We start from the raw sequence: 16,804 nt of genomic DNA on the forward strand, positions 1-16,804 counted from the left end.
GAGGATGTACCTATGCCGAACGAACCGAGCGACAGTCAGAAGGCCCCGCAGGGTTGGCGGATGGACCCAATTCCAAGCCATCAGGCCTACCAGGATGATGACGGGAACATTCGCGTCCCCGTGTGGCTGACGAAGAACGGTCGGCATGTGGCAGACACGGAAATGATGCTGCTCCCGTCTGAGGCCGCTTTGCTGGCTGACCATCTGGCCACCGCGATGCGCGACAACTCCCGGTCGATGCTGCACGAGATCTTCCGGGAGACCGCGACGGCCCTTGGTCCGGGCGTCGTGTATGTGTCGAAGCCGGATCAGTACCGGTTCTGAGTCTGCCCCCCCAGCACTGATCTCACAGGAAGGCACACTCATGCCCGGAACCGACCTGTACAGCCTGCCCATCGACGGCGCCACGTTCCTCAAGGCGTGCGGGGGCAACACACATCCCGATGGCGAGTCCTGCGCCACGCTGGCGAAGATCGGCCCCGACGCGTGGGCGTTGGGCGACAGCAAGCGGCCCGGTGCGGAGCCGTTGCGCTTCACCACCGAGGAACTGAACGCGGCCGGTATCGACCCGGCCCGCTTCGGCCTTTCTGCCTGACGGTCATCCCTGGCGCCCCGGCCCTGACTCGCCCCGAGAGGCAGAGCCGGTTGGGCGCCCCTCTTCTTCCTGCACTGAACGGGACGACAGTTGCACCACCACGGCTACCTGTGGACCGGCTCCAAGCAGCGGTTCGACGACGAGGCACTGCGACGGCCTCCACCCCCCTGTCCACCACCGGCCGATAGGCCGGAGCTGATCCAGCGGTACAGGGAAGTGAAGGCGGAGTTCCCGACCGTGGACCTGCCACCGCTGGAAACGGCCCGCTGGCTGACCAAGCCCAGGAAGTTGATACGCGGCACCTGGGAGGAGCCGAAGGAGGCGGCGGAATGGCTCGGGCAACAACTGGCGGAGTACGCCCCCCGATTTGCCTCCGAGTCCGACCGCGACAGCACGCGGCTGGCACTACTGGTCTACTCCGCTGCTGATCGGCTGAGCTGGGGTGGAGACGTGTCCCACGGCTTCTACCTGGAGAGGCCTGCATTTCTGTCCGTAGCTCTGGTGACGTGCTCCCCGAACCGTGCCGCACCGGATCTTGCCTGCCCGACTGCTGTCCACACCTGATGAGGGGAGCGCACCACGATGCCCCGTTCGATCCTGCGGTATACGAAGCACCGGATCACTCAGCAGCCGGACACGGAGGTGACGTTCGAGGCGAAATGCCTGAGGTGCGGCTGGGAGGCTAAGCCTGCTTCGGACGGCGAGACCGTCGATGTGGAGTGCATGAGCCACACCGGCCGGACCCAGCACAACCGGTTCCGACGCCTGTGCACATCGGTCGCCTTGGTCGAACGCGCCGAATAGGACCGAAGCAACGAAAGAGCCCCGGCCCATTTCTGGCCGGGGCTCTTTCGTTGGTTGGTTAGAGGAGTGCTCGGAAGGGGTTGGAGTCGGCGAGCGGTTCCGGGCGCTTCGGTTCGGGCGCGGGCTCCGGGTCCTGATGCCTCATCAAGCCTTCGGAACACCCTCTGACCTGCAAAAACCCTGCTAAGGCAGGTTCCTTGCCATGACGATGCGCTGGACCTGATTCGTGCCTTCGTAAATCTGGGTGATCTTCGCGTCGCGCATCATCCGCTCGACGGGGTAGTCACGGGTGTAGCCGTAGCCGCCGAGGAGCTGGACGGCGTCCGTCGTGACCTCCATGGCGACGTCGGAGGCGAAGCACTTGGCGGCCGCGCCCTGGAAGGTGAGGTCCTTGTCGCCGCGCTCGGACTTGGCCGCGGCGGCGTACGTGAGCTGACGCGCGGCCTCGATCTTCATCGCCATGTCGGCCAGCATGAACTGGATGCCCTGGAAGTCCGCGATCGGCTTCCCGAACTGCTTGCGCTCCTGGACGTACCCCTTGGCGTAGTCGAGCGCGCCCTGGGCGATGCCGAGGGCCTGCGCCGCGATCGTGATGCGGGTGTGGTCCAGCGTCTTCATGGCGGTCGCGAAGCCCGTGCCCTCGTCGCCGATCATGCGGTCGGCGGGGATGCGGACGTTGTCGAGGTAGACCTCGCGCGTGGGGGAGCCCTTGATGCCGAGCTTCCTCTCCGGCGCGCCGAAGGAGACACCCTCGTCGCCCTTCTCCACGACGAAAGCGGAGATGCCCTTCGAGCGCTTGGTCGGGTCGGTGACGGCCATGACCGTGTAGTACTCGGAGACGCCCGCGTTGGTGATCCAGCGCTTCACGCCGTTCAGGACGTACGAGTCGCCGTCGCGGACCGCCTTGGTCTTCATGCCGGCGGCGTCCGAACCGGCGTCGGGCTCGGAGAGGCAGTACGAGAACATGCCCTCGCCCTTGGCGAGCGGCGTCATGTACTTCTTCTTCAGCTCCTCGGAGCCGGAGAGGATGACCGGCAGCGAGCCGAGCTTGTTCACGGCGGGGATGAGCGAGGAGCTGGCGCAGGCGCGCGCGACCTCCTCGATCACGATGACGGTGGCCAGCGCGTCGGCGCCCGCGCCGCCGTAGCTCTCCGGTACGTGCACCGCGTGCAGGTCGTTGGCGACCAGCGCGTCGAGGGCCTCCTGCGGGAAGCGGGCCTCCTCGTCCACGGCGGCGGCGAACGGCGCGATCTTCGCATCGGCCAGCGAGCGGATCGCGTCGCGGAGCATGTCGTGCTCCTCGGACGGGCGGTACAGGTCGAAATCAGCCGATCCGGCCAAGGTCTCTCACGCTCCAAGGATGCTAATTACCGTTAAGTAACCCGAATTTTAGTGGTGAGCCCGCGCAACGGATACGTGAGCTTGGCGACAACCGGGCACTCGCCCGGTGAAGCCCCGGGAAACATGCCCCGTGAGGCCCCGGCGCACGCCCGACTATGCTCGGTCGCGCACCGCAGCCCGCACACCCCTGGAGCACCGCATGGCCCTCAAGATCACTGTGATCGGCACCGGCTATCTCGGCGCCACGCACGCCGCGGCCATGGCCGAACTGGGCTTCGAGGTGCTCGGCCTTGACGTCGTACCCGACAAGATCGAGATGCTCCAGCGGGGCGAGGTCCCGATGTACGAGCCCGGCCTGGAGGAGCTGCTGCGCAAGCACGTCGCCGGGATCGAGGGCGCCAGCGGGCGGCTGCGCTTCACGATGGACCCCGCGGAGGCCGCGGACTTCGGCGACGTCCACTTCATCTGCGTGAACACCCCGCAGAAGCACGGCGAGTACGCCTGCGACATGTCCTACGTGGACACCGCTCTGGAATCCCTCGCCAAGCACCTCACCAAGGCTTCGCTCGTCGTCGGCAAGTCCACCGTGCCGGTGGGCAGCGCGGACCGGCTCGCGGCGCGCCTGACGGAGCTGGCCCCGGCGGGCGACCAGGTCGAGCTGGCCTGGAACCCGGAGTTCCTGCGGGAGGGCTTCGCCGTCAAGGACACGCTGCACCCCGACCGCATCGTGGTCGGCGTCCGCAGCGAGCGCGCGGAGAAGCTGCTCCGCGAGGTGTACGCGACGCCGATCGCGGAGGGCTCGCCCTTCGTCGTCACGGACTTCCCGACCTCGGAGCTGGTGAAGACCTCGGCGAACTCCTTCCTCGCCACGAAGATCTCCTTCATCAACGCCATGGCGGAGGTGTGCGAGGCCGCGGGCGGCGACGTCATGAAGCTGGCCGAGGCGCTGGGGCACGACGACCGCATCGGAAAGAAGTTCCTGCGGGCCGGGATCGGCTTCGGCGGCGGCTGTCTGCCGAAGGACATCCGGGCGTTCATGGCGCGCGCCGGTGAGCTCGGCGCCGACCAGGCGCTGACCTTCCTCCGCGAGATCGACTCCATCAACATGCGGCGGCGCGGCCAGATGGTCGAGATGGCGCGCGAGGCGCTCGGCGGCGGTGCCTTCCTCGGCAAGCGGGTCGCGGTGCTCGGCGCCACGTTCAAGCCGGACTCCGACGACGTCCGTGACTCGCCCGCCCTCAACGTCGCCGGCCAGATCCACCTCCAGGGCGGCCAGGTCACGGTGTACGACCCGAAGGGCATGGTCAACGCCCGCCGCCTCTTCCCCACCCTCGGCTACGCGGACACGGCGATGGAGGCGGTACGCGGCGCGGACGTCGTCCTGCACCTCACGGAGTGGCGCGAGTTCCGCGAGCTGGACCCGGCGGAACTCGCCTCGGTGGCGACGACCCCGGTCATCCTCGACGGCCGCAACGCCCTCGACCCCGAGACCTGGCGCGCCGCGGGCTGGACCTACCGGGCGATGGGCAGGCCCACCGCCTGACGAACCCCCGCCACGGCCGCGGCGCGCCGCCCGGCCGTCAGCCGCCGCCCACGGCAGCGGCGCCCCCCGCGCCCCCCGCGCCCTTCCGCGCCCGGTACGCCCGCATCTTCGCGCGGGCTCCGCAGACGGCCATGTCACACCAGCGGCCGCGCCCCGCCGGGCTGCGGTCGTAGTAGGCCCAGAGACAGTCCGCCGCCTCGCAGGCCTTGAGACGCCGCCAGGTCCCCTCCGTGATGCCTTCGGCGATCGCCGACGCCACCCGTGCCGTGAGGGTGGACGCGTCGGCGGGTCCGAGTGACGCGGCGCCCGTCCCGGCGTCGACCCGCACCACCAGCGGTCCCGCCGCGAGGAGCCCCGTCAGATCCCGCACCGGCCCGTGCGGCGGATGCCCCGCGTGGGCGAGGCAGGCCGCCCGCAGGGACTCCCGCAGCTCGCGCGCCGCCGCCACGTCCCCGGGAGCGAGACCGAAGGCGTTCCGACCCGCCGCCGTGTCCAGCGCGTCCGCGCCCGACTCCACGTCCAGCGAGTTGACGAGGTCCTGCACCAGCGCGAGTCCGCCCGGAGCGGGCGTTCTGGCATTCATGGTTGCGACGTTACCGCCAGTGGGGGATCATCAAGTAACGGTTACCGGCTGACGCCGGTCAAGTGGTAATTCTCTCCCCCGGAGGAATCATGGCTTTCGCCAAGCTCGGCGCCGTCGTCCTCGACTGTCCCGACCCACTGGCCCTGGCGGAGTTCTACGCCGCAGTCATCGGCGGCACCCCCAGCAAGGGTGACGAGGGGTGGTATGACCTGAAAGGCCACGGCGGCACCGGCCTCGCCTTCCAGGAGGCCCCCGGACACGTACCGCCCGTGTGGCCGCGCCCCGACGGCTCGCAGCAGTTCCACCTGGACCTCACCGTGGACGACATGGACGCCGCCGAGAAGGAGGTCCTGAAGCTCGGCGCCACGGTCCTCGAAGCCGACGACCGCGCCCGCACCTGGCGGGTCTACGCCGACCCCGCGGGCCACCCGTTCTGCCTCTGCGCCTGCTGAGGGCAAAGGTCAGCCGTCCAGGTGCTCCATGCGGGCCGTGGACGCCGCCCTGCGCAGCCGCGTGGCACGCGCCGTGAAGTCGGCGCCGCGCAGGGCGCGTTGCATGTTGCCCCAGGTCAGCAGCGCGATGTCGGCCTCGGGCCAGCCCCGGTCGAGGAGCTCGGCGATGAGCCGCGGGTACCCGGCGGTGTCGGCGAGCCCCTCGGGGTGCGGGTACGGAGTGTCGTACGTACCGGAGAGGCCCACGCACTGCGCGCCCGCGAGGCGGCGCACATGGTCGAGGTGGTCCGCGACGTCGCCCACCGAGCCGCCCGTCCGCTCGACGGCCAGCGGCACCAGGCACAGCCCCTGGGCGGCGCCCACCGCGGCGAGCAGTTCGTCCGAGAGGTTCGCCGGGTGCTCGCGCACGGCCCGCGCGCCGGAGCGGGTGAAGATCACCGGAGCCTTGGAGACCGCGAGGGCCCGCCGCGCCGTCGCCTCGGAGGCGCCGGAGAGGTCCGCGAGCACCCCGAGCCGGTTCATCTCCCGTACGACCTCCTCGCCGAAGGCGGTGAGACCGCCCGGCCCCGCCCACGGCGTACCGGAGAGCGTGACCGCGCACACGCCGAGGCTGCGCAGCGCGCGCAGCGTGCCGAGCGAGCCGCCGAGCGCGGCACCGCGGGCCGGACCGATCAGCGTCGCGATGCGCCCGCAGTTGCGCGCGTCGGCGGCCTCAGAGGCGTCGCGGGCGAGCCGCAGCGCCTCGGGATGGGCGCGGACGACGCGCTGGACGAAGTCGATCTGTTCGAGGGTCTCCGCGACGGCCCGGTCACCGCTCAGCCCCTCGGGCACGTGCACCGACCAGAGCTGCGCGCCGACGCCGCCCGTGCGCAGCCGGGGGATGTCGCTCTGCAGGCCGTGGTCGCCCGTCTCGAAGTCGTGCCAGGGCAGCTCGCGCAGCGTCCACGGCAGACCGCTGTAGCCGTCGGCGACAGGGTGCGCGTCAAGCAGGGCACGCGCGCGTGCCTCCGTTCCGGGATCGGCGGCCGGCGCGGAGCCGAGGTCCTGGGCGGAGTCGAGGTCCGGCGCGGAGCCGAGGTCCGGTGCGGGGAGCGGCTCGGGAATCTCGGGGAGGAGCTCGGCCGGGTCGGGGAGCGGGTCCTTCTCCCCGGCCTTGGCGGTGGTGTTGAGTTCGTCCTGTAGATCCGCCATGACTAGGGGCTCCGGAGATCGCGGTGGCAGGTCAGCACCACCGTGGCACGCCGGAGCCGGGGGTTCGCGGCGGGCGGGGCGTTCGGGGTACACCGGCCCCCGGGAGGGCCCCAGTTGCGCCCGGCGCGGCCTCAGTTGCCCGAGACCGGCCTCAGTTGTCCGAGACGGTCACCTTCTCGTCGTTGTTGAGCTCCTCGACGAGCTGCTTGACCTTCGCCTTGTCCCAGAGGAGGTTGCCGCCGGCCGAGCCCGCGAGCGGCATGTTCATGGACTTGCCGTCGCCGCCGGTGACGCCCTTCATCGCCCAGAACATGGAGGCCACGTCGGTGAGCCCCATGTCCTTGTCGACGATCAGCGTGTCCAGGCCCGCGCCCATCGTCGGGTAGAGCTTGAACGGGTTCATGACCGTGCCGGGCGTCGCCGCCTGGTTGGCGAGGGCCGCGAGGAACTTCTGCTGGTTCTTCGTGCGGTCCAGGTCGCTGCCGGGCAGCGCGTAACGCGTACGGACGAAGGCCAGCGCCTGCTCGCCGTCGAGGGTCTGCTTGCCCGCCTCGAAGTCGGCACCCGACTTCTTGTCCTTGAAGCCCTTGGGGATGTCCATCTCGACGCCGCCGACCGCGTCCACGATCTTGGCGAAGCCGCCGAAGCCGATCTCCGCGTAGTGGTCGATCTTGAGGCCGGTGTTGTACTCGACGGTCCGTACGAGGAGCTCGGGGCCGTCCTCCGCGTACGCGGCGTTCAGCTTCACCTGGCGGCCCTGGTTCGGGTAGAGCTTGCCGGACTCCGCGCCCTTGAAGGAGGGGATCGTGACGTTCGAGTCGCGGGGCAGCGAGATCATCGTGTTCCCGCCGTCGTCCGCGACGTGCAGGATCATCATCGAGTCCGTGCGCTTGCCGTCGGCCGAGCCCGTGTGGAGCTTCTTCTTCTCCTCGGCGGACATGCCCTCGCGGCTGTCGGAGCCCACGATCAGGTAGTTCGTGCCCGCGCCGCCGTCGGGACGCTCGATGACCTTGGAGAGGTCGACCTCCCGCTTGAGCTTGCCGTCCGCCCAGAAGTACGTGGCGACCGTCGTCACGACGAGCACCGAGACCAGTGCGATCGACCCGATCTTGATGCGGCGGCGCCAGTTCGGCGCGGGGCGCGGGGCGCGGGGCGGCTGTCCCGTACCGCCGTCGCCGCCGTTGCCGCCACCCTGCCCGCCGTAGACCTGGCCGGTGTTGTAGCCGCTGTCGTAGCCCTGGGCGTGCTCCCGCTGGTTCGGGGTGCGCGGCTCGAAGACGGCGTCGCGGGCGTCGCCGTACGACCCGCCGCTGCCGTCGCCGGGCCCGGGCTGCTGCGGGACGCCGCCGGGCGGCGGGCCCGCGGGCTGCGAGGGCCCGCCGCGCTGGACGTGCCGCATCACGCGGGCGCTGTCGGGCCGGGGATTGCCGCTGCCGCGGCCGTACCCGCGGCCGCCCGCCTGATCGTCTGGCCAATCGCTCATGTGGCCCAGTGTGCAGTGCCGGGCCGCGCCACTTACAGGCCGGTCGGGATTTCGGGCCAGGGCTGTTGCAGAGCTGATGCACAGAGGCCCGGGCAAGGGCCGAGACAGGTCCGGCATAGGGTGGAGGGCATGACAGATCAGGCCACCGGTCCGGCAGCGTCCATTTCGGGGGAAAACCCCCAGGACCCCGGGGCGGTTCCCGGCAAGCCGACCTCGGCGTCCCGCACCACGCTCAGCCACATCATGACCCACGGCGACACCAACCTCCTCGGGACGGTGCACGGCGGCGTGATCATGAAGCTGGTGGACGACGCGGCCGGAGCCGTCGCGGGACGGCACTCGGGCGGCCCCGCGGTCACCGCGTCCATGGACGAGATGGCCTTCCTCGAACCGGTCCGCGTCGGTGACCTGGTCCATGTGAAGGCCCAGGTCAACTGGACCGGACGCAGCTCCATGGAGGTCGGCGTCCGGGTCCTCGCCGAGCGCTGGAACGAGTCGACGCCCGCTCAGCAGGTCGGCTCCGCCTACCTCGTCTTCGCCGCCGTCGACGCGGACGGCAAGCCCCGTACGGTCCCTCCGGTCATCGCGGAGACCGACCGCGACCGCCGCCGCTACCAGGAGGCCCAGATCCGCCGGACGCACCGCCTCGCGCGCCGCCGGGCGATCAAGGAGCTCCGCGAGGCACGGGCCGCCGAGGGCTTCGACGACTGAGAGCCTGTGTCATAACCCCGGCCGGGCGCGCGACGCCTGGCACGCACTCCCCCACGCCTGAACGGCGCGGGGGGACCCCCATCGGCGTTGCCGAAACGCCCTAGTAGCTCCTCCCCCAGGCCTGAAGGGCCTGGGGGGACCCCCATCGAGGACGCTCCGGCGCCTTGCGATCGCACGCTCCCCCAAGCTCTCGACTTCGCTTGAGCAGGGGGGACCCCCATGACGCCGCGCGCTGATCCGACCGGGGTTATGACACAGGCTCTGAGAGTCTGATCAGGGGCAGGCGACCTGGTCCCCGGTGACCACGCCGAACTCGCCCTGAAGCGTGTCCTCCGCCCGTACCGGACGCACTCCCTTGTAGTCCCGCCCCGCGATCACCTTCAGGACCGGGCCCTGGCCCTCGACCTTCCGCAGCTCGCACCCCGGCAGGGCCGTCGCGAGGGTCTTGGCCGAGCGGTCCCAGCGGGGGTCGAAGGCGACGACGGTCCGCGGGGCCGGGGCCTCAGCGGCGTTCGGCACGTCGGTCGGCGTCCCCGTGGTGAGGAACCCGGTGGACCGCAGCGCCGAGTCGACCCGCTTGCCCAGTCCGGGCGTCGCCGCCCCGTTCTCCACCTGCACCTGGATCTGCTGCGGCGAGACGCTGACCAGCGTCGCCCTGCGCCCGTCGTGCGCGGCCAGCGGCCGGTCCTCGCGCAGCGCGTCGAACAGCTTCGCGGCCTTCGCCGGGTGCCACTTCAGGGTCGAGCCGATGCCCGGCAGCTCCACCTCCTCCGTGGCGAGCGGCACGGTCGTGAACTCCGACGACGACGGCGAGAAGCCCCGCATCGCCCGCCCGAGGTCCAGCATCTCGCCCGTACCGAAGCCCTTGTCCGCACGGACCGAGCCCAGCAGGGTCCGCGTGACGTCGCGGAACTTGACCGGATTCAGCAGTACGCCGCTGCTGGTCGCCTTCGCGATGAGCGCCGCGAGGAACTTCTGCTGGCGCTGCATCCGGCCGAGGTCGGAGGCCCCGTCGACGTACCGCGAACGCACGTACTGCAAGGCCTGGCCGCCGTTCAGCGCGTGCGTGCCGACCGGCAGGTCGAGGCCGGTGTGGGAGTCGTTGAGCGGCTTGGCCGTGCAGATGTCCACCCCGCCGAGCACGTCCACCGTCTTCATGAAGCTGAGGAAGTCGACCTCCAGATAGTGGTCGATCTTCACCTTCGTCATGCTCTCCACGGTCCGCACCGTCAGATTCGGCCCGCCCTCCGCGAACGCCGCGTTGAGCTTGTTGGGGTGCGGGTCGTGCCGCTTGCCGGTGTTCCGGTCGGTGTGCGCGGGCAGATCGGCGTACGAGTCCCTGGGCAGGCTGACGACGCTCGCGCGGTCCCTGTTCTCCGAGATGTGCACGATCATGACCGTGTCCGTGCAGTGGCAGGGCGCGCCCCCGAGGCGGTACTTCGTCTTCTCCCGGGACGTGAGCTTGTCGCGGCCGTCGGTGCCGACCAGCAGGACGTTCATGCCGTTGCCCGCCGGCGGCCGGTTCTTCATGTCCTTGAAGGCGTCGATCCGCTTGATCCCGGTGTCCAGCGTCGTCACCACGGAGTGCCCGATCCCGGCCGCGGCGAGCACGAGGACGGAGCTCGCGACCGCCGTCCGCATCCCCCACCGCGGCCGCTTCCGCCGCCCCACGTGCTTCCGCGGGGCGGGCCCGTGCTCCTGCTGCGGCGGCCGGGGGCGGCGCGGTGGGAAGGCGGGGCGGCGGGGCGGTGCGGGCACGTGGGGGACACCTCCGCGGATAACGGACCTGGGCCGGGAGTGGTCGACGGCCGGGGGACCCGAGAAACGTAATGCCATACGAAATGCGGCCCGCGGTAGCGACCCGGACGGCGCGCGCCCGTGTCCCCCATTCGCGGTAACGTGACGCGTGATGAACGCGAAGTCCGAGGCGCAGCCTCCAGCCGTATCCGTGATCATGCCCGTCCTCAACGAGGAGCGGCACCTGCGTGAGGCAGTCCACGCGATCCTGCGTCAGGAGTACGCGGGCGAGATGGAGGTCGTCGTCGCGCTCGGCCCCTCCACCGACCGCACGGACGAGATCGCCGCCGAGCTGGTCAGCGAGGACCCCCGGGTGCACACGGTGCCGAACCCGACGGGGCGCACCCCCGCGGCGCTGAACGCCGCCATCAAGGCGTCCCGGTACCCGGTCGTGGTGCGCGTGGACGGCCACGCCGCGCTCTCGCCGGGGTACATCACGACCGCGGTCCGCCTCCTTGAGGAGACCGGCGCGATGAACGTCGGCGGCATCATGCACGCCGAGGGACAGAACGACTGGGAGCACGCGGTCGCCGCGGCCATGACGTCGAAGATCGGTGTGGGCAACGCCGCCTTCCACACCGGCGGCGAGGCACAGCAGGCCGACACGGTCTACCTCGGCGTCTTCCGCCGCGAGGCCCTGGAGCAGCAGGGCGGCTACAACGTGGAGTTCATCCGCGCCCAGGACTGGGAGCTGAACTTCCGCATCCGCGAGGCCGGCGGCCTCATCTGGTTCTCGCCCGAGCTGAAGGTCTCCTACCGCCCGCGGCCGAGCGTGAGGGCCCTCGCCAAGCAGTACAAGGACTACGGCCGCTGGCGCCACGTCGTCGCGCGCTACCACGAGGGCTCCATCAACCTCCGCTACCTCGCGCCGCCGACCGCGGTCTGCGCGATAGCGGCGGGCATCGTGGTCGGCGCGGCCCTGACGCCGTGGGGCTTCGTGATCCCCGGCGGCTACCTCGCGGCGATCGTGGCGGGCTCCGTCCCCGCGGGCAAGGGGTTGCCGCTGAAGGCGCGCCTGAAGATCCCGGTGGCGCTCGCGACAATGCACATGTCGTGGGGCTGGGGCTTCCTCACCAGCCCGCGCGCGCTGGCCAAGAAGGTCATCGCCTCGCGCCGCCCCGCGGTCCTGGGGGAGACGCAGCAGACCCAAGAGACGCAGGAGACGCAGGGGGCCTGAGCGCCTCTGGTGGGCGCCCTCACCGCACGCGGCCGCGGCCCGGTTCCACCCGCAGGGGAGGAGCCGGGCCGCGGCCGTCGGTGTCACCAGCTGTAGTTCGGGTCCACCTTCATGCACGCCTTCTTGTCGGAGCCGCTGAGCGCGTCCGCCGACTCCGGCGTGGAGTCGTCCTTCTTCTTCGCCTTGGGCGGCGTGTCACCCTCGCGCCAGTCGGCGCCGACGACCAGCGTGACCCCGGAGACGTCCGTGGACTTCTTCGCCGAACTGAGGGGGAGCCCCAGGGACTTGGCGACCCGCTGGGCGTCGCCCTCCAGGTCGACACTGGGGTAGCGGACGACGGTCTTCGCCTCGGTCAGGGCCGACGTGGTGTCCGGCGTCGCCTTGGTGAAGCCCTTGCCCGCGAGGAGCTGCGCCACCGTGCTCGCCCGGCCGCTGACCGCGGGCTCGGCCGTGGTGCCCGTGCCGTTCTGCACCTGCACCGCGATCTTGTCGTCCGCGGCCGCCGGGTCGTCCGACGGCTTTTCCTCAACCTTCTTCTTCTTGCCCTTGCCGTCCAGCGGGATGTCGTCGCGTACGAGACGGAACAGCTGCTCGGCGTCGCCGGGCTTGGGGATGACGCGCGCGCCGACGTACTCGAACGGCATGGTGGTCATCGTCGTACGGCCCGGCGAGACCTTCTTGAGCTCGTTGCCGAGGTCGTACAGCTCCTTGATGTCGCCCAGACCGTCGTCCACCTTGAGCGCCCTCGTCGCCTTGTCGGCGAGCTTGCGGAGCTTGTTGGGGCTGGTCAGGCCGGTGTTCTCGCGGAGCTTGCGGACCAGCGCGTTCATGTACATGTGCTGGGCCTTGGCCCGGCTGATGTCGGTGCCGCCCTCGAAGCCGTAGCGGGTGCGCAGCCACTGCAGGGCCTGCTCGCCCTTGATCTCCGTGGTGCCCTTCTTCAGCTTCAGGCCCGAGCCCTTGCCGCCGCTGGTGCGCGAGTGGATGTTCTTGTCCACGCAGACCGGCACGCCTCCGATGGCGTCCGCCATGGAGACCACACCCGCGAAGTCGACCATCATGAAGTGGTTGATGTGGATGTTGGTGAGCTTCTCCCAGGTGGCGACCGTGCAGCCGGGACCGCCGCGGCCCAGGGACTCGTTCGTCATGTACCGCGGCCCGGTCTCCGGGTAGACCTTGCCGTCGTCGGGGTCCGTGCACTTGGGGATCTGGAGCAGGGTGTCACGCGGCATGCTGACCACGGACATGTTGCTGCGGTCGGCCGAGAGGTGCAGCAGCATCTGCACGTCCGCGAGCGGCGGCGAGCCGAAGGTGTCCTTGGCGCCGCCGAGCTTCTGGTTCGCCTTGGAGTCCCGTGCGTCCGACCCGATGAGCAGGATGTTCAGCGGCGTCTGACCGGCGGCGTTGGGCGTGGGCTCGGGGGCCCGGTGCTCGCCGAGGTTCAGGTCGTCCGTATCTATGTTGCCGTTGAGGTACTGGTAGTAGAGGAACCCGGCGCCTGCCGTGCCCAGTATCAGCACCGACAGGATCGTCGCCGACCAGCGCAGCACGCGGCGCTTGGGCTTCGGCGGCCGGGCGCCGCCGCCCGCACCGTGGCGCCGTCGGCCCGCACCGGCCGGTGGCGCGCCGTCGCTCTTCCTCGCGGTGGCGCCGGGCCCGTCCTGAGAACCGCCGGGAGGCGCGTCGCCCTCACGTGGGCCCTTGCCCCAGCCATGATCACTCGCGTGCGGGGCACGTTTCCTTGCCCCCTCCTTACGCACGCTGCTCTGCCTCATCCCCAGCCCCTCCCCGCCCCAGTTCCCGAACTGCGCCCGGCCCGCGACGCCTTGGCTCATTGTTAGACGCAGAACGACCGCTTCAGGTCACTTGGCACAGACAGTCTTGTCTGCTTCAACCTTCTGAATGCCCGCCGGCGCCTTCGTCGGCGGGACGATGGGCTTCCCCGCGCCCTTGAAATCGCCGCCGAGCGTCAGCTTCACGGCAGGAAGTCCCTGGGCGTTCTTCTCGCCCTTGCCCGGCTTCATGGCGGAGCCGGGCAGACCCATGAGGTCGGCGAGCCGACGGGCCTGGTCCGCCTCGTCAGGGCCGTACTCAAGCATCGTCTTCTTGATCACCTCGGGCGCGTTCCCCAGTTGCGTGGACTTCAGCACGCCCTCATTGTTCTGTAGCCACGTGAGAGTTGTCTGAGCGGCGCCGGTCTGGCCGCTGCCGTTGTAGACGTCCACCCGGACCTCGGAGGGGTCGGCCTTGGGGCCCTTGAGGCGGGCGGCCACCTCGGCCTTCTCCTTCTTCTCCTTCTTCTTCACCGCGGTCAGCGACTGGTCGGCGCGCAACATCGCGAACAGCGGGTTCGCCTTGCCGGGGTTGAGCACGACCGTGGTGTGCACCTTCTCGGCCGGGTTGTCGACGACCGGCGTCGTGGCGAAGCTCAGGTTCTTCACGTCGAGCTTGCCGAGCTCCATGCCGAGGTCACGGAGCTTCATGATGTCGCCGATCGTGGAGTCGACGGTGAGGGCCTTGGTGCCGGCCTCGGCGAGGGAGAACATCTTCTTCGGGTTGGTCAGCGTGTCGTTCGACTTCAGCTTGCGCATCAGCGAGCTGAGGAACTGCTGTTGGAGCTCGATCCGGCTCAAGTCGCCGCCGGTGCCCACCGAGTGGCGGGTGCGGACGAACGCGAGCGCCTCCTCGCCGTCCAGGGTGTGCTTGCCCGCGGGCAGCTTGAGGTGCGAGTCGGGGTCGTCGATGTCCTTGGCGAGACAGACGTCCACGCCGCCGACCGCGCTGGAGAGCGTCTTGACCGCGTTGAAGTCGGCCACCATGAAGTGGTCGGGTTTGATCCCCGTGATCTTGGTGACCGTACGCATGGTGCAGCTCGGCGTGCGCTCGTTCTGGCCGAGGCTCTGGTTGAACCGGACGTTCTTCGAGCCGGGGATGGTCTTCGTGCTGCCGTCCTCCTGCGTCGTCGGGCAGTCCGGAATGTCGGTGATCATGTCGCGCGGGATGCTCAACGCGGTGCCGTTCGTACGGTCCTTGGAGACGTGCAGCAGAATCGTCGTGTCGGCGTGCCCGAGGCTGCCCTCGTCGCCGTAGCCCTTGTTGCCGTCACCGCTGCGCTTGTCGGTGCCGATCACCAGGACGTTGATGGCCCGGTCCTTGCTGAAGCCGCCGGTGCTCGCGCCGTCGGCGTCGACCGCGTTGATGTTGTCGTTGAGGTGCTGGTAGTAGAGGTACCCGCCCACACACCCAGTGACCAGCAGAAACGCCAACGAGCCGCCGGTCCACACCAGGAGCTTCTTGCCCTTGGACTTCTTCGGCTTCTGCTTGCGTCTGCCGCCCGCGGTCTCCGGCTCCTTGATCCGGCGCCTGCGCTGCCCGGGCACCTCGGGGCGCTCCTCGCGCTCGCGCCGACGCGGGCTGTCGCCGTCCGGCACGGAACGGCCGCGGCCTCCCCGGCGGGGCGTCGATCTACGGGGTGCGGGAACCGACGACTGCCCAGCGGAAGGGCTCAGTCGCAATTCGTAATCACCGGTTTCCGGGTTGAGCACCCACTGGTCTGCGGGATCGATGTTCTCCGCCCGCCCACCGCCTTGCGCGTCCACGGTTGTCTGCGTCCTCCGTCGGGGCCACGCGGCGCCTTTCCCCCCTCAAGAAGGCGCCCGGTCATTCATTTCAGCGGTGCGCGGCCCACAGGCCCGGCGCACCGGATCGCTCACACTATCCGCCCAGTTCAGCGCCGGACGACGCCGGTGACACATTCCACTCCCCTACAACTGGGCAATCCGCCCTATTTCTTTGTACGGAGGGGCGTTGCCTTGAGAATCGTTTTACTCGCAGGGGGACTCGGCGGCCGTATTGCCCCGGAATGTCGGCGCGGGTGACGGCGTATGAGGGGGGTCGTCGGGCTTCCTGTCGGTGACGCCCTGGTTCGGGGGCGGTTCCTGGCTCGGGACCACCTCCACGGGGCCGTCGGTGCGGAGCCGGGTGAAGAGTTTCTCCGCGGCGGGCTCGACCAGCTCGTCGCGGTTCGCGTCGTAGAGGTACGACTTCCTGGGAACGGTCAGAAACTGCACTCGTTCAGTGGGGATATTGCGCATGCCGCGCACGAGTTCGTACAAACCTCGCAGGTTGGCCAGCGCCGGATCGGTCGTCAGCGAAGAAGTGGCCGCGTCGAGAACGGGATAGAGCTTCCCCGGATTCAGCAGGACGTCATTGCTCTGGACCTTGTTGACGAGCGCCCCGAGGAACTCCTGCTGACGGTCCATCCGGTCGGTGTCGCTGCCGTTGCCGACGCTCTTGCGGGCCCGTACGTAGCCGAGCGCCTGTTCGCCGTCGAGGGTCCGCAGGCCGGGGGCGAGATTCACCTGGGCATCGGGGTCGGTGATCGGCGCCGTGAGACAGACCTCGACGCCGTCCACGGCGTCGACCATGTCCTTGAACCCCGCGAAGTCGACGACCATGTGGTGGTCGACGCGGATCCTGGTCAGCTTCTCGACGGTACGGATGGTGCAGGCCGTCCCGCCGAACTCGTACGCGAAGTTGAACTGGGCGAACCGGGGCCGCGTCCGCGAGCCGTCCGACGTGAGGCAGCCGGGGATGTCCACCATCAGGTCCCGCGGGATCGACACGGCGGTCGCGCTCTGCCGGTCGGCGGCCAGGTGCAGCAGGATCGTGGTGTCCGAGCGCTGGGTGCCGGGGTCCCTGCCGTACTTGCGGTTGTCACCCGCGCGCGTGTCGGAGCCGATCATCAGGATGTTCTGCGCGCCGTTGACCAGGGCCGTCGGGCGCTCCTTCTCGTACCGTTCGAGCTCGGCGGCGGCGTCGGTGTCCCTGGTGATGTTGCCGTCGAGCTTCTTGTACGCCGCCCACCCGACGCCGGCCGCGGCGACCACCAGGACGGACACGCCGAGCGCCGCCGAGTGCAGCCAGCGGCGCCTGCGCCGCCCCAGGCCCACCCCGGTGGGGGTCGCGCCCGTGCCGGGTCCCTGCGTCCCCCGCTGCTCCGGTGTCCCGTCCGGCCCGCCGGGCGACCCTGCGGTGTCGGTCACGTGTGCGTCCACCCCTCATGGCTGCGTGGCTACGACCTGGTGCGTATCTACGACCATGGCCCGACGCGCCGCCGGGGGCCTG

General features: G+C 70.0%; 16 protein-coding genes. 8 read left to right on the forward strand and 8 right to left on the reverse strand.

Annotated features, from left to right (window positions below; all coding sequences use genetic code 11):
* Positions 1-12 precede the first annotated feature (12 nt).
* The 4 genes from ACRAKF_RS23675 to ACRAKF_RS23690 all read left to right on the forward strand — a co-directional run bounded on the left by ACRAKF_RS23675 (position 13) and on the right by ACRAKF_RS23690 (position 1,399).
* On the forward strand, positions 13-324 hold the full coding sequence (locus tag ACRAKF_RS23675) for a hypothetical protein (RefSeq protein WP_447039373.1): 312 nt from the start codon (positions 13-15) through the stop codon (positions 322-324).
* 40 nt (positions 325-364) lie between these two features.
* Positions 365-595, forward strand: coding sequence for a DUF397 domain-containing protein (locus ACRAKF_RS23680; RefSeq protein ID WP_447039375.1), 231 nt, complete (start codon positions 365-367; stop codon positions 593-595).
* A gap of 90 nt (positions 596-685) precedes the next feature.
* Positions 686-1,159: a hypothetical protein gene (locus ACRAKF_RS23685; protein ID WP_447039376.1), complete on the forward strand. Its 474-nt coding sequence runs from the start codon at positions 686-688 to the stop codon at positions 1,157-1,159.
* An 18-nt stretch (positions 1,160-1,177) separates the two neighbouring features.
* Positions 1,178-1,399, forward strand: a complete 222-nt coding sequence (locus tag ACRAKF_RS23690; protein ID WP_447039378.1) for a DUF7848 domain-containing protein — start codon at positions 1,178-1,180, stop codon at positions 1,397-1,399.
* Between the two features lie 183 nt (positions 1,400-1,582).
* Here ACRAKF_RS23690 and ACRAKF_RS23695 read toward each other — a convergent pair whose 3' ends face one another.
* A complete protein-coding gene (locus tag ACRAKF_RS23695; protein WP_447039380.1) occupies positions 1,583-2,740 on the reverse strand; it encodes an acyl-CoA dehydrogenase in 1,158 nt (385 codons plus the stop codon).
* A 199-nt stretch (positions 2,741-2,939) separates the two neighbouring features.
* Here ACRAKF_RS23695 and ACRAKF_RS23700 point away from each other — a divergent pair, with 199 nt between their 5' ends.
* A complete protein-coding gene (locus tag ACRAKF_RS23700) occupies positions 2,940-4,283 on the forward strand; it encodes a UDP-glucose dehydrogenase family protein (RefSeq protein WP_447039382.1) in 1,344 nt (447 codons plus the stop codon).
* A gap of 37 nt (positions 4,284-4,320) precedes the next feature.
* Here ACRAKF_RS23700 and ACRAKF_RS23705 read toward each other — a convergent pair whose 3' ends face one another.
* Positions 4,321-4,866 carry a CGNR zinc finger domain-containing protein gene (locus ACRAKF_RS23705; protein ID WP_447039383.1) on the reverse strand — a complete coding sequence of 182 codons (546 nt, stop codon included), beginning with the start codon at positions 4,864-4,866 and terminating at the stop codon, positions 4,321-4,323.
* A gap of 89 nt (positions 4,867-4,955) precedes the next feature.
* On the opposite strand from ACRAKF_RS23705, the gene ACRAKF_RS23710 reads away from it, so the two are divergent.
* Positions 4,956-5,318 carry a VOC family protein gene (locus tag ACRAKF_RS23710; protein ID WP_447039385.1) on the forward strand — a complete coding sequence of 121 codons (363 nt, stop codon included), beginning with the start codon at positions 4,956-4,958 and terminating at the stop codon, positions 5,316-5,318.
* Between the two features lie 9 nt (positions 5,319-5,327).
* Here ACRAKF_RS23710 and ACRAKF_RS23715 read toward each other — a convergent pair whose 3' ends face one another.
* Both ACRAKF_RS23715 and ACRAKF_RS23720 read right to left on the reverse strand, forming a co-directional pair.
* The gene (locus tag ACRAKF_RS23715) at positions 5,328-6,509 is read right to left on the reverse strand and encodes a dipeptidase (protein ID WP_447039387.1); all 1,182 of its coding nucleotides are present in this window, start codon (positions 6,507-6,509) and stop codon (positions 5,328-5,330) included.
* A gap of 151 nt (positions 6,510-6,660) precedes the next feature.
* The gene (locus ACRAKF_RS23720; protein ID WP_447039388.1) at positions 6,661-7,992 is read right to left on the reverse strand and encodes an LCP family protein; all 1,332 of its coding nucleotides are present in this window, start codon (positions 7,990-7,992) and stop codon (positions 6,661-6,663) included.
* 129 nt (positions 7,993-8,121) lie between these two features.
* Here ACRAKF_RS23720 and ACRAKF_RS23725 point away from each other — a divergent pair, with 129 nt between their 5' ends.
* Positions 8,122-8,703, forward strand: a complete 582-nt coding sequence (locus ACRAKF_RS23725) for an acyl-CoA thioesterase (RefSeq protein WP_447039389.1) — start codon at positions 8,122-8,124, stop codon at positions 8,701-8,703.
* Positions 8,704-8,976: 273 nt separating this feature from the next.
* Here ACRAKF_RS23725 and ACRAKF_RS23730 read toward each other — a convergent pair whose 3' ends face one another.
* Positions 8,977-10,461, reverse strand: a complete 1,485-nt coding sequence (locus ACRAKF_RS23730; RefSeq protein ID WP_447039391.1) for an LCP family protein — start codon at positions 10,459-10,461, stop codon at positions 8,977-8,979.
* Positions 10,462-10,612: 151 nt separating this feature from the next.
* Between ACRAKF_RS23730 and ACRAKF_RS23735 the strand changes: the two genes are divergently transcribed.
* Positions 10,613-11,677, forward strand: a complete 1,065-nt coding sequence (locus tag ACRAKF_RS23735; protein ID WP_447039393.1) for a glycosyltransferase family 2 protein — start codon at positions 10,613-10,615, stop codon at positions 11,675-11,677.
* A gap of 83 nt (positions 11,678-11,760) precedes the next feature.
* Here ACRAKF_RS23735 and ACRAKF_RS23740 read toward each other — a convergent pair whose 3' ends face one another.
* The 3 genes from ACRAKF_RS23740 to ACRAKF_RS23750 form a co-directional block, all read right to left on the reverse strand.
* Entirely contained in the window at positions 11,761-13,452 is a 1,692-nt protein-coding gene (locus ACRAKF_RS23740) for an LCP family protein (protein WP_447039394.1), read from the reverse strand.
* Positions 13,453-13,539: 87 nt separating this feature from the next.
* The gene (locus tag ACRAKF_RS23745; RefSeq protein ID WP_447039395.1) at positions 13,540-15,276 is read right to left on the reverse strand and encodes an LCP family protein; all 1,737 of its coding nucleotides are present in this window, start codon (positions 15,274-15,276) and stop codon (positions 13,540-13,542) included.
* 225 nt (positions 15,277-15,501) lie between these two features.
* Positions 15,502-16,722: an LCP family protein gene (locus tag ACRAKF_RS23750; protein ID WP_447039397.1), complete on the reverse strand. Its 1,221-nt coding sequence runs from the start codon at positions 16,720-16,722 to the stop codon at positions 15,502-15,504.
* Positions 16,723-16,804 lie beyond the last annotated feature (82 nt).

The organism is Streptomyces sp. DSM 118878, from assembly GCF_052936595.1.